10 protein-coding genes are annotated in these 12344 nt (G+C 72.9%); 2 read left to right on the forward strand and 8 right to left on the reverse strand.

All coding sequences use genetic code 11. The annotated features are described in order from the left end of the window. The first annotated feature begins 68 nt into the window (after window positions 1–68). Complete coding sequence (locus tag ACR807_RS25805) at window positions 69–1619, forward strand: aspartate aminotransferase family protein (RefSeq protein WP_438923991.1); 1551 nt, start codon at window positions 69–71, stop codon at window positions 1617–1619. Between the two features lie 86 nt (window positions 1620–1705). Here ACR807_RS25805 and ACR807_RS25810 read toward each other — a convergent pair whose 3' ends face one another. The 5 genes from ACR807_RS25810 to ACR807_RS25830 form a co-directional block, all read right to left on the reverse strand. Next, window positions 1706–4093, reverse strand: a complete 2388-nt coding sequence (locus ACR807_RS25810; RefSeq protein ID WP_438923992.1) for an RICIN domain-containing protein — start codon at window positions 4091–4093, stop codon at window positions 1706–1708. An 82-nt stretch (window positions 4094–4175) separates the two neighbouring features. Then, window positions 4176–5438 carry a mandelate racemase/muconate lactonizing enzyme family protein gene (locus ACR807_RS25815; RefSeq protein ID WP_438923993.1) on the reverse strand — a complete coding sequence of 421 codons (1263 nt, stop codon included), beginning with the start codon at window positions 5436–5438 and terminating at the stop codon, window positions 4176–4178. Between the two features lies 1 nt (window position 5439). Then, the gene (locus ACR807_RS25820; RefSeq protein WP_438923994.1) at window positions 5440–6267 is read right to left on the reverse strand and encodes a carbohydrate ABC transporter permease; all 828 of its coding nucleotides are present in this window, start codon (window positions 6265–6267) and stop codon (window positions 5440–5442) included. Beyond that, complete coding sequence (locus ACR807_RS25825; RefSeq protein WP_438923995.1) at window positions 6267–7133, reverse strand: carbohydrate ABC transporter permease; 867 nt, start codon at window positions 7131–7133, stop codon at window positions 6267–6269. The genes ACR807_RS25820 and ACR807_RS25825 overlap by 1 nt, the downstream gene beginning before the upstream one ends. Before the next feature lie 3 nt (window positions 7134–7136). Next, window positions 7137–8408 (reverse strand): ABC transporter substrate-binding protein, encoded by a 1272-nt coding sequence (locus tag ACR807_RS25830; RefSeq protein WP_438923996.1) that lies wholly within the window; start codon window positions 8406–8408, stop codon window positions 7137–7139. A gap of 378 nt (window positions 8409–8786) precedes the next feature. Between ACR807_RS25830 and ACR807_RS25835 the strand changes: the two genes are divergently transcribed. Next, window positions 8787–9812, forward strand: a complete 1026-nt coding sequence (locus ACR807_RS25835) for a LacI family DNA-binding transcriptional regulator (RefSeq protein ID WP_438923997.1) — start codon at window positions 8787–8789, stop codon at window positions 9810–9812. A 6-nt stretch (window positions 9813–9818) separates the two neighbouring features. Here ACR807_RS25835 and ACR807_RS25840 read toward each other — a convergent pair whose 3' ends face one another. The 3 genes from ACR807_RS25840 to ACR807_RS25850 all read right to left on the reverse strand — a co-directional run. After that, the gene (locus ACR807_RS25840) at window positions 9819–10712 is read right to left on the reverse strand and encodes a sugar phosphate isomerase/epimerase family protein (protein ID WP_438923998.1); all 894 of its coding nucleotides are present in this window, start codon (window positions 10710–10712) and stop codon (window positions 9819–9821) included. A 4-nt stretch (window positions 10713–10716) separates the two neighbouring features. Next, the gene (locus tag ACR807_RS25845) at window positions 10717–11907 is read right to left on the reverse strand and encodes a substrate-binding domain-containing protein (protein ID WP_438923999.1); all 1191 of its coding nucleotides are present in this window, start codon (window positions 11905–11907) and stop codon (window positions 10717–10719) included. Between the two features lie 29 nt (window positions 11908–11936). Continuing rightward, window positions 11937–12344, reverse strand: a 408-nt coding sequence (locus ACR807_RS25850) for an ABC transporter permease subunit (protein WP_438924000.1), incomplete at its 5' end; no start/stop codon positions are given.

Here is a 12344-nt window from a genome sequence, read left to right on the forward strand (position 1 = left end):
GGCGGGCATTCACCGGGCGTTGGCTACGGTCCTCCCCGAGAACCTCACGTGGACAGGGGACGAAGAAGATGAACCCAGTGGTCGACAAGCCCGAGCTGGCCGAGCCGTACATGTTCGCCTGGTTGGCCTCCCTGGGGCTCGGTGTCGAATACACCAGGTCGAAGAAGGACTCCTTGTACTACCGCGACGCCGACGGCACCGAGATCGAGGTGCTCGACCTGGTCGGCGGCTACGGGTCGACCATTCTCGGGCACAACAACCCGGAGATCATCGAGTACGCGAAATCGCTGCTGGACGGCGACACCCCGATCCACGCGCAGTTCTCCCGCCACCCCTACGCGAACGACCTCGCGTGGCGGCTGAACACCATCCTGCACCGCGAGTTCGACACCGACGAGAACTACGCGGTGATCTTCGCCAACAGCGGGGCGGAGGCCAACGAGGTCGCCATCAAGCACGCCGAGATGGACCGCGTGGCCAAGATCGCCGAGGCGCTGGCCGAGGTCGAGGCCCACATCGAGGCCGCCACCGCGGCGGCGGCGTCCGGCGCGACCGTGGCCGCGTCCCCCCTGGCGGCGTCGGACCTCGACGGGCTCGTCACCGCCCTGCGCGCCGCCAACGCCGAGCGCGCCGCCGCGTCACCGGTCTACCTGGCGCCCGTGGGCTCCTTCCACGGCAAGCTCGCGGGCAGCATCCAGCTCACCCACAACCACAGCTACCGCACGCCGTTCAGCGCCATGGCCGCGCAGTGCCGGTTCGTGCCGCTCGACCGGCCCGACGTCATCGCGGAGGTGATCGCCGCCGAGAGCCGGACCCTGCTCGACCTCGCCGTCGACGGCGACGTCATCCGGGTCGTCGAGCGCCCGCTGCCGGTGATCAGCGCGTTCGTCACGGAGCCCATCCAGGGCGAGGCGGGCATCCGCGTCCTGGACGCCGACGCGCTCGCCCGCGTGCGCGAGCTGCTCGACGCCGCCGACATCCCGGTCGTCGTGGACGAGGTGCAGAGCGGCACGGGCCGCTCCGGCGCGTTCTTCGCCGCCTCGCACCTGGGGCTGCGCGGCGACTACATCACCCTGGCCAAGAGCCTGGGCGGCGGTGTCGCGAAGGCGGCGGTCACGCTGATCCGGTCGTCGCGCTACCGCAGCGACTTCGAGCTGGTGCACACCTCCACGTACGCCAAGGACAGCTTCTCCACCTTCATCGCGCTGCGCGTGGTGGAGATGCTGGAGGCCGACGGCGGCGCGGCGTACCGGCGGGCGGCCGAGCGGGGCGAGAAGCTGCTCGCCATGCTGCGCTCGCTGCGCGACGAGTTCGGCGACGTCGTCAAGGAGGTGCGCGGCAAGGGGCTGATGACGGGCCTGGAGTTCCACGACCTGTCCGGGTCGGAGTCCGACATCCTCGCCGAGCAGGCCAAGGGCGGCCTGATCGGCTACATGTTCTCCGGCTACCTCCTGCGCGAGCACAACATGCGCGTGTTCCCCACCGCCAGCGCCACCAGCACCCTGCGCTTCGAACCGTCCATCCACATCACCGACGAGGAGATCGACCGCACGGAGGCGGGCCTGCGCGCGCTGATCGCCCTGGTCCGCGCCGAGGACGGCAAGGCGCTCCTCGGCTGAGCCCTCGTCCCCGGCACCCCAGCTCCCCGGCACCCCGCGGCCGGTCGTGGCGCGGGGACCGGCCTGGCCGGTCCCCGCGTCGCGGTTCAGCCGCGCACGGTCCACTTCTGGTTCGCGCCGCCGTGGCAGGACCAGAGGTGGAGCGGCGTGCCGTTGGCGGTGCCGTTGCCGCTGGCGTCCAGGCACAGCCCGGACTGCACGCCGGTGATCGTGCCGTCGGCGTTGACGTTCCACTGCTGGTTCACGCCGCCGTGGCAGTCCCAGGTGATGGCCGCGGTGCCGTTCGCCGTGCCCTGGCCGTTGGCGTCCAGGCACTTGTTCCCGTACACCACGAGCTGCTTGCCGGCGGTGTGGGTCCACCGCTGGTGGGTGCCGCCCTGGCAGTCCCAGAGCCGGGCCTGGGTGCCGTTGGCGGTGCTCCCGTTGGCGATCTCCGCGCACCGGCCCGACTGCGTCCCCACGAGCATGGCGTTCTGCGGGCCGCCGGTGCCGCCGGCGGGACCGGCGTTGGCGATCACCGCCTGCGCGCCGGACGGCCAGTTGTCCCCGCTGACCGCGGTGTTGCCGTTGACGACGTTGCCGCGGTCGCCGTTGGTGACGTTGGTGCTGTTGTTGTTCGACCAGTTGCCGGTGACGGTCCAGTTGCCCATGTTCTCGCCGCCCCAGTAGTTGGCGGTGGCCCAGGTGCCGGTGGAGGCGAACACGTTGCCGGTCACCGAGTAGTGGCGGGAGCCCTCGTCGAAGTAGACGCCGAAGTAGCCGTTGGTCCGCCGGCAGTGGTTCCCGCTGATCGTCGCGCCCGGGTTCCAGGCGAGCGTGTAGATGCACCCGCCGTCGTTCATCTGCTGCATGACGTCGTGCACGTAGTTGTTGAGGAGCCGGTTGTTCGACGCCGTGGTGGGCGTCGTGTAGCGCGGCTGGTAGTTGTAGAGGCCGCGGTTGGCGTAGTGGTTGCTGCCGCCCGCGTCGTTGGCGCCCCAGCCGTAGCCGATCGACATGCCGGAGTAGGGCATGTTGTAGACCTCGTTGTGGGCCACGGTGGCGGTGCTGACGTAGGTGTTCAGGACCGACACGTTGCCGCGGTAGTCCACGCCGAGGTCGTGGATGCGGTTGTGGCTCACGGTGATGTTCCGGTTGACCATCCGCTGGTCCGCCGGGTGGTGCGCGTCGGCGCGCACGCCGCCGACCACGACGCCGCCGGCCGAGCTGCGGGCGATCTCGGACCGGGTCACGGTGACGTTGCTCGCGCCCAGCCCGACGCCGCTGGCGTGGGCGTTGGCGTCGTTGCCGATGCCGATGGCGGTCTGCCCCAGGTTGACGAACCGGGAGTCGCTGAACGTGATGTCGTGGGCGGCGGACACCTGCACGGCGGCGGGCACCTGGTTCCAGTGCGGTCGCGCGGCCTCGAACTGGGCGCAGCCGTTCTGGCACGAGGTGATCCGGTCGGCGGGCCAGTTCCAGTTGCCCGTCATGTACGCGCCGGTCTGCTGGTCGGCGTACCCCTGGTTGCTGCTGGGGCCGAGCCAGCTGGTGCCGGTGAACGTGATGCCGCTGAACGAGATGTGGTGCGCCGGGGCGTCGTAGGTGCCCCCGACGTCCACCAGGGACTGGAGCACCGGCAGCTCCACGGCCGCGGTGCCCATGCTCTGCCCGGCCAGGGGGATGTAGGACAGCGCGCCCGTCGCGGGGTTGAGGTACCACTCCCCCGGCGAGTCCAGGAACTCCTGGGCGTTGGCCAGGTAGAGGGGACCGGCCCGGTGCGGGGCGGAGAGCGTGTCGTACCCGAAGGTGTTGTTGTTCCACGCGGGTTGCTGCATCGTGAGGAAGTTGCCGCTGATGCTCTGCACGGGTGAGTACCGGTCGGTGAACGAGTTGACGCTCTCCACCTCGACCCGGTTCTGGTTCGCCAGGGTGTTCAGGTAGCCCAACGCGGTGCTGGAGAACCTCATGCCGGTGGCGGTGAAGGTGAAGTCGGCCCGGTTCACCTGCGTGCGGGCCCGCGTGGCGATCGCGCCGTCGACGTACAGCTGCCGGGTGTCGGTGCCGGTGGGGACGGTCGCCCGCCAGGTGTTGCGGCCGGCGTCGACGAGCGACCAGCCGGTGACGGCCCGGGCGCCGCTGATGACGGGGCGCGCGGACGGGGCCGCCTGCCACAGCACGCGGTAGCCGTTGGTGCCGGAGTCGGCCGCGGTCAGCCGCAGCGGCTCGGACAGCCGGTACACGCCGTCGGCGAGCTGCACGACGACGTCACCGGACATGGCGCCGGCCTGCGAGCGCACCGCGGCCTGGGCGGCGGGCAGCGAGCACGGCTGGGTGGCGGAGCACGCGGTGCCGGTGCCGGACGGGGACGCGTGGAGGGTCGTGGTGGCGCCGTGCGCGGGAGGGGCGAGGGTCACCACCACCGCCGCCAGCACCGCGGCGGCGGCACCGGCCGACGCCGACCTCCGCACCGCGGGGGACGAGGACGTGGACAAGGGGACCTCCTGGCGTTGGGGTGGTGTGCGGCGGCCGGGCGGGTCAGTCGGGGGGCGAGTCGGGCGGGTCGGGACAGGCGGGTCAGGACGGCAGCGGGTTCAGGTGGTCGGGCGGGACCGCGACGCCGGGGTGGACCGCGACACCGGGCGGGACCGCGACACCGGGCGGGGCCGCGACACGGGTCGGGACGCCGACGTCGGGCGGGACCGCGAGCAGGCGGTGACCGGCGCGTTCCGGCCGGGTGTGCGGCCCCTCGGACACGGGTCCGGTGAGCAGGCGGCGGGACGCGGCGACCGCCTCCTCGTCGACGCGGATGCCCAGCCCCGGGCTGTCGCCCAGCACGAACGCGCCGTCCTCGACGTGCAGGTCCACCGAGAGGCCCACCGGGGGCCGCAGGTCCTGCAACTCGCTGACCAGGTGGTTGGGCACCGACGTCGCGGCGTGCAGCAGCCCGACCGGGGTGGTGCCGATGGGGCTCACCGGCAGGTCGTGGGCGTGGGCGAGGGCCGAGACCCGCAGGAAGTGGGTGACGCCCCAGCCCGCCCCCGCCTGCACGACGTCGACCGCTCCCGCCGCGATCAGCGGGCGGTACTGCTCCAGCCCGGTGAGGTTCTCCCCGCTGGCGACCGACGCCCGGACGCCCCGGCCGACGACCGCGTGCCCCTCGACGTCCCACCGCCGGACGGGTTCCTCGACCCAGATCAGGTCGAGCGTCCGCTCCAGCTCGCCGACGTGGCGGACCGCCTGCTTGCGGTTCAGGGCCTCGTTGACGTCGAGCATCAGCCCCGGTCGCGCCCCGCGGCCGGCGGCGGTGAGCACGTCGCGGACCAGGATGAGGCGGTCGCGGTCCCGCTCGACGTCCAGGCCGCCCTTGATCTTCGCGACCCGGAGCCCGCGGTCGGCGTAGGTCTCGTACGCCGCCACGAGCTCGTCGTCGCCCAGCCCGATGTCCAGGCCCGAGGCGTAGGCCGGGACGCGGCGGTCGCGCCCGCCGAGCAGCCGCCACAGCGGTTCCCCGGCGACCTGCGCCTTGATGTCCCACAGCGCGGTGTCGACCGCGCCGATGGTGCCGAACACCGCGCCCGCGTGGCCCGCCTTGAACACCCGGCGCAGCATCCGGTCGTAGAGGGAGGTGACGCCCCGGGGGTCCTCGCCCTCGACGGCGGCGAAGACCGCCTCGATCTCCACGTGCGACCCGAGCCCGACGCCGCTGACGCCGACGTCGGTCTCCACGACGACGATCGGCACCCGGACGACGCCGTCGGCGTAGACGCCGTTGGCGTCGCCGACCGGCCGTCCCCAGTCCTGGACGGTCGTGAGGGCCCGGTAACCGGTGATGCGCATGTCAGCCCTTCGTGGCCCCGGCGGTGACGCCGTCGGCGATCCGGCGTTGCAGGAGCAGGTAGACGACGAGGACGGGTACCGCCGCGATCAGCACGCCGGAGGCGAAGACGGGGATGTCGTCCGAGTACTGGCCGCGCAGCGAGGTGACCCCGACCATGAGCGTGCGGTGCTCCGCCGACGGCATCACGACCAGGGAGATGAGGACGTCGTTCCAGCAGAACAGGGCGTTGAGGACACCGGCCGGGATGAGCGCCGGGACGCCCACCGGCAGCATGATCCGCCAGTAGGCGCCGAGCACCGAGCTGCCGTCGACCCGGGCCGCGTCCAGGATCTCCGCGGGCACCGCCGAGTAGTAGCTCGTCATCAGGAACACGGTGAACGGGAGGAACTGCGCCACGTACGCGAGGACGAGCCCCGGGTAGGTGTCGACGAGGCCGGTGTCGGCCAGGACCCGGGTGAGCGGGACCATGATCACCTGGAAGGGGATGAACAGCGCGGCGAGGCAGCCCAGGTGGATCGCCGACGAGCCGCGGAACCGCAGCCGGGCGAGCGCGAACCCGGCCATCGACCCGAACAGCAGCAGCAGCGCCACCGAGCAGGTGACCACGACCGCGGAGTTCAGGAAGTACCGGGAGGTGCCGACGCTCGTCCACGCCGTGGTGATGTTGTCCCACCGCGGCGCGGACGCCGGGGAGAACCGGTCGAGGACGTACTCGCGGCGCGTCTTCACCGCGACGTTGGCGGTGAACACCAACGGGTACACCGTCGCCAGCGCGAGCCCGGCCATCGGGACCGCGACGAGCCACCTGCCCACCCCGCGGCCGGCCATCAGCCCTCCCGGCCCGCGCGCCGCAGGACGCCGATCTGGGCCAGCCCCACCAGGAGCATGATCACGAACAGCGCCGTGGACGCCGCCGAGGCGAGCGCGGGCTGGTCGAACCGCCCCTGCTGGACCCAGATGTAGTACTCGGGCAGGTAGGTGGACCCCTCCGGGCCGCCGCCGGTCATCACGAACAGCAGGCCGAACATCGAGGTCAGCATGCCGATCATGGTGGTCACGAAGACGAACTGGATCGTGCGGGTCAGGCCGGGGACGATCACGTGCCGGATGGTCCGGGCGAGGGACGCGCCGTCCACCCGGGCCGCGTCCACCAGCGAGGGGTCGAGCGCGGCGAACCCGGCCAGGAAGACGACCAGGGCCATGCCGAACGTCGCCCACACGTGCACCCCGACGACGGCGAAGATCGCGACGTCCGGGTCGCCGAGCCAGTCCACCGGCCCGAGGCCGACCACCCCGAGGAGCCGGTTGACCGGCCCGTCGAAGCCGAGCAGCAGGGTGAAGATCGCGCCCACGACCACCGGGGACAGCACGGCCGGGAAGAAGTAGACGCCCCGGTAGACCCGGTGCCCCGGCACCTTGAGGTAGATGAACGTGGCGAGCAGCCCCGGGATCGCCACCGCCACCGGGAGCAGCAGCACGAGCAGCCCGACGTTGCCCAGCGCGGTGCGGAACAGCGGGTCGCCGAACAGGGTCGCGTAGTTGTCCAGGCCGACCGGCGTGCCGTTGCGGTCGCCGTCGCCGGTGAAGGAGAAGTTGACCCCGAGGGCCAGCGGCCACAGGCGCAGCGCGACGACGACCAGGACGGTCGGTGCCACCAGGACGAACGGGGCGAGGCGCTCGCTCCGGAGGTGCACGGGTCAGCCCGCCGCGTCGGAGGCGGCCAGCTGCTCCACCGCCTCGTCGACGGTGGTCGAGCCGCTGAGCAGCTGCTGCGAGAGGCGGCCCATCAGGTCGAGGGTCTTGCTGGACAGGGCGACGTGCAGGGCCGGTTTCCCGGTCTTGATCGCCGCGGCGATGGCGGTGGCGGCCGGTCCGCCGGCGGAGACGTCGACGGTGGTGTCGGAGACGATCGCGCCCGCGCCCGCGTGGAACGCGCCCAGCGCGGCGGGCGACGTCAGCGACCGCACCAGGTCCGCGGCCACGGCCGGGTCCCGGGTCCACTTCGCGACCCCGTAACCGATGCCGCCGTCGTAGGGCAGGTTCGGCGTCGCGCCGGGGTTCACCAGCGGGGCCGCCATGACGCCGATGTCGTCGGGGTCGAGGAACTCGGCGAAGTCCTTCCAGTGCCCGGTGTCCGACATCAGGCCGATCACGTGCGCGGCCTTGCCCGACTGGAAGAGGGCGAACGCGTCGTTGAACGTGGCGGTGGAGTTGACGCCGTCGTTGTTCAGCCCGGAGTCGTCGACCTGCCGCCACAGCTCGAAGAGCCGCTTCACGCCGGGCGAGGTCCAGTCCCGCTCCCCCGCGACCCAGGCGTCGTACTCGGCGGGCGCGAGGACCGCCGATCCCGTGGCGGACAGGAAGAACTGGATGCCGATGCCCTCCTTGTTGCCCACGCCGAAGCACGTGGCGCCCGTCCGGTCGGTGATGGTGCCGCAGTCCTCGACGAACTCGTCCCACGTCCGGGCGGGGGCGTCCCGGTCCAGGCCGGCCCGCTCGTACAGCGCCTTGTCGTAGTAGAGGGGGTGGCCCTGCAACGTCACCGGCGACGCGTAGGTCTTGCCGTCCCGCGTGAACGCCTCCCAGCCGGCCAGCCGCGACCGGTCGTCGGCGACGTGCTCGTCCAGCGGGACGAGCGAGTCGGCCCGGTCGCGGAGCTGACCGCCGCCGTTGAAGAGGACCACGTCGGGTCCCCGGCCGGCCTGGACCGCCGCCCCGAGCAGCGTGTAGTACTGGTCGAACGGCTGCGCCACGAACTCGACCTCGACGTCCGGGTGGCGCTTCGCGAAGTCGGTCCTCGCCGCCTCGACGTACTCGGCGACGTCGGCGTCCCCGGACTTCCAGTCCCAGACCACGAGCCGGTCGCCCGAACCGCCGGTCCGGGGGTCCGGCGCCGCGGCGCTGCCGCAGCCGGCGCTCAGCACCACACCCAGGACCAGGACGGCCGACCTCAGTGCGCGTTGCCTCATCGCTGCTCACTTCCGTCGCGCGGCCGCTCTGCCGCATCGTCGCCGCACCCACCGCCCGCGGCTGAACCACACCATACTGATGTGGACCACGACAGGGAACGATGAGTACGACTCATTCGACTGCGTTCGACAACTTTCTTCGAGTGGACAGAGCCGGATCGCCTGCCGGGCAAGAGAATCATCGAAGAAGCACGCTTGTTCTCTTGACTCCCGGGGAACCCAGGGACTGTCATGAGTAGCGGAGATCGCTGCCTGATGAGTCGTACCAATCCGCGAGGTCGACTCGGTCGCGCTCCACCCACCAGCAGCCGGGTCCGCCGACCCGCCCCGGGGAGCAGGAGGTCCACGTTGGGCGCACGACGGGTCACGTTGGCCGATGTGGCCAGGGTGGTCGGTGTCTCGCAGACCACCGTGTCCCTGGTGCTGTCGGGCCGGGGCCGGGACCTGCGGATCTCCGAGGAGATGCAGCGGCGGGTCCGCGAGGCGGCGGCGGAGATGGAGTACCGCCGCACCCGCGTCTCGGCGGGACGACGGGTGGCGGGCGCGCGGACCATCGCCTTCGTGTCCGACTCGGTCGCCAGCTCGCGGCTCGCCGGCGACATGATCGGGGGCGCGCTCGCCGCCGCCCGCCGGCGCGGCGTGACGCTGCTGTTCGGCGAGACCGAGGGCAACGCCGGGCTCGAACGCGCCCTGATCGAGACCATGCGGGACCACTGCGTCGACGGCATCGTCCTGGCCGCGGTGCACACCAGGGAGATCACCGTCCCGGCCGGGCTCGCCGCCGGTCCCGCCGTCCTGCTCAACGTGCTCCCCCGCGAACCGCTGCCGCTGCCCTCCGTCCTGCCCGACGAGGTCCGGGGCGGCCGGGCCGCCGCGCGCCTGCTCCTCGACGCGGGCCACCGCGAAGGCATCCACGTCATCGGCGCCGACCTCGCGGAGGACGACGCCGGCCCGGGGCGGACCGCGGCGGTCGCCCGGCTCACCGGTGTCCGCCGGGCGCTGGGCGAGGTGGGCGTCGAGGCGGTCAGCGGGCGCCCCTGCCGGTGGTGGCTGCCGGAGCACGGCTTCGACGCGACGCGCGCGCTGCTGGGCGAGGAGCGCCCCCGCGCGTTGATCTGCCTCGACGACCGGCTCGCGCTCGGCGCGTACCAGGCGCTCCAGGACGCCGGCCTCACCGTGCCCGGCGACGTCTCCGTCGTCTCCTTCGGCGACCACCCGATCGCCTCGTGGCTCCGCCCCGGCCTCACCACGGTCGCCCTGCCGCACCACGACCTCGGCGCGGTGGCCGTCGAGCTCCTCCTCGCCGAGGTCGAGCAGCGCGGCGCGGCCCGCCCGGACGGGAGCCGCACCCGCTACCTCCCCATGCCCGTGCGCGAACGCGGTTCGGTGGCACCGCCGCCCTGACCGCGGTCATCCCGCGAACGGCGCCGTCGCGCCGCGCAGGAACGCCAGCCCGTCCGCGGCGAGCGCGTCGGGCGAGTGGGCGAGCGGCCTCCAGACGGAGGCGGCCGTGGCGATCGCGGCGTTGTCCGGGGTGAACGACTCGATGCACAGCGGACCCCGGTAGCCGGCGTCGTCCAGCGCCTCCAGCAGCGCGGGCCAGTCCTGGTGGTCCCGCCCCGGCGTGCCGCGGTCGTTGGCGCACACCTGGACGTGCGCGATCCGCGCGCCCGCGGCCCGGACGGCCTCGGCGGGCGCGGACTCCTCGATGTTCATGTGGTAGGTGTCCAGCGCCAGCCCGCACCCCTCGTCGGGCAGCCCGTCCAGCGCCTCCAACGCCTGCTCGACCGTGTTGAGCAGGCTGGTCTCGTAGCGGTTCAGCGGTTCCACCGCGACGCGGACGCCCTTCGACGCCGCGTGCTCGACCACGGGGGCGAGGTTCTCGCGCAGCTGCGCGTAGACCGCCGGCCGGTTCCCGATCCGCCACGTGCGCCCCACGGAGCTGTACGCCGGACCGGCCACCGCGCCGCTGCCCACGATCGCCGCGACGTCCACGACGTGCCGCAGGTAGTCCTGGGTCCCGGCGACGGTGGTGGATTCGACCAGGTCCCGGCCGGGCGGCATGACGAGGCACACCGAGGCCCCCAGGTCCAGCTCCGCCAGCAGTGCCGCCGCCCGGTGCGGGTCCCAGTCGCCGGGGTGCTCCACCGGCAGCTCCACCACGTCGAAACCCCACTCGCGGATGCGCGGCGCGAGCCGCGCCAGCACCTCGTCGGTGAGCGGCGACGCCCAGACCCAGGTGCTGACGCCGATGTCCCACCGCGTCCCGGCGGACGAGGTGCGGCAGGTGATCAGCTCGTCCACGGCCCTACTTCCAGGGACCGGGGTAGCCCGGCATCGACTCGCAGCCGCACAGGGCGTAGTGCAGCGGTGGCACGTCCTGGTCGACGAAGTCCCGGACGTCGTCCCCGGTCACCTTCGGCTGGGGCAGCACCCACTCGGCGGGCACCGGCTTGCCCGCCAGGACCCGCAGCGCTGCGATGACCGGCGTGCGCCACTGGAACGTGGGGTAGGTGGGCGCGACCGCGGTCATCCCCTCGGCGACCCACGTCCGCAGGAAGTCCTGCTGGTCCTCGCCGACGAACGGCGGGATCGGCGCGCCCGCGTCCTGGAACGCCTCGACCGCGGCGACGGCGGTCGCGCCCGAGTCCATCCACACGCCGTCGATCCGGCCCTCGCGCCGGAGGTGGTCGTCGACGATGGTCTTGGTCCTGGCCGCGTCGCCGTCGGTGAACTCGACGCCGACGACGTCCAGGTCGCTGCCGGCGAAGATCTCGCTCGCCGCGGCCCAGCGCTGCTCCAGCACGTCCACGCCGGGCAGGATGCGCAGCGCCAGGACCTTGCCGCCCGGCGCCACCTCCTCCGCCAGGAACTCGGCGCCGTCGGCGCCGAACGCGAACCCGCCGATCGGGTGGATGAAGGTGACCGGGCAGTCGGAGTCGACGCCCCGGTCGAACACGATCACCGGCACACCGGTCCGGCACGCGGCCTCGACGGCGGGCGTCAGCGTGGCGGTGGTGTTCGGCGACACGACCAGCGCGTCGCACCCCTGGGAGGCGAACGACTGGATGTCGCTGACCTGCTTGTCGTCCTTGGCCTCCGCGTCGAGCACGGTGAACTCCGCGATCTCCGGGTGCAGCTTCACCTCCTCCCGCATGGTCGTGAGGCCGACCTGCCGCCAGGGGTTGTCGACCGAGGCGTTGGAGAAGCACAGGTGGTGGCCGCCACCGGGCTTGGCGTACCGGGCGGTGTCGACCATCTCCGGGTCGAGCATCGTCTCCCAAGGCCCGGGTTCGCCGACCTGGTCCGGGAAGGCGACCGGCTCGGCGGTGCGGAACCCGAGTTGTCGCTCGTACTCGGCCCGGTCGAAGAACTCCGACTCGACCGCGCCCCGACCGGTGGCGGCGGTGGCGCCCGGGTCCCCGGCCGGGAGGTCGCTCGAACAGCCGGCGGTGGCGAGGGTCGCCACGAGGGCGGTGGCGAACCACTTCCTGCGCATGGTGGTGCTCCTTGGTCCTTCGACGGCGTTCAAGGGTCGACCGGTTCGGCCCGGCGGGGCCGGGGTGCTCGGCGGGGCAGGAGCGCGCGGCGCACGTCCGCGCCGCGCGCGGCGTAGGCGACCGCCGCGATGATGATCAGGCCCTGCACGGCGGATTCGAGCGCGCCCGAGACGCCGAGCAGGTTCAGCAGCGTGAACAGGGCTTCCAGCGAGAGCGCCCCGGCGCAGGCGGCGACCACCGAGCCCCGGCCGCCGCCGAGCACGACGCCGCCGAGCACGACCGCGGTGATGGCCCGGAACTCCAGGCCCTCGCCGGCCTGGGCGGACACCCCGGCGAACCCGGCGAGCAGCACGGCGGCGACGGCGGCGAGCAGGCCCGACAGCGCGAACGCCAGCAGCCGCAGCCGGTCGACGCGGCCACCCGCCAGGCGGACGGC

The sequence above is a fragment of the Saccharothrix sabaoui genome (assembly GCF_051756985.1).
GTDB lineage: Bacteria > Actinomycetota > Actinomycetes > Mycobacteriales > Pseudonocardiaceae > Actinosynnema.

Excerpts from the sequence above, each read along its gene's own strand:
- ACR807_RS25815 (WP_438923993.1), bottom strand. The coding sequence starts at position 5,438 with ATGCGCATCACCGGTTACCGGGCCCTCACGACCGTCCAGGACTGGGGA.
- ACR807_RS25820 (WP_438923994.1), bottom strand. The coding sequence starts at position 6,267 with ATGGCCGGCCGCGGGGTGGGCAGGTGGCTCGTCGCGGTCCCGATGGCC.
- ACR807_RS25830 (WP_438923996.1), bottom strand. The coding sequence starts at position 8,408 with ATGAGGCAACGCGCACTGAGGTCGGCCGTCCTGGTCCTGGGTGTGGTG.
- ACR807_RS25845 (WP_438923999.1), bottom strand. The coding sequence starts at position 11,907 with ATGCGCAGGAAGTGGTTCGCCACCGCCCTCGTGGCGACCCTCGCCACC.
- ACR807_RS25805 (WP_438923991.1), top strand. The coding sequence starts at position 69 with ATGAACCCAGTGGTCGACAAGCCCGAGCTGGCCGAGCCGTACATGTTC.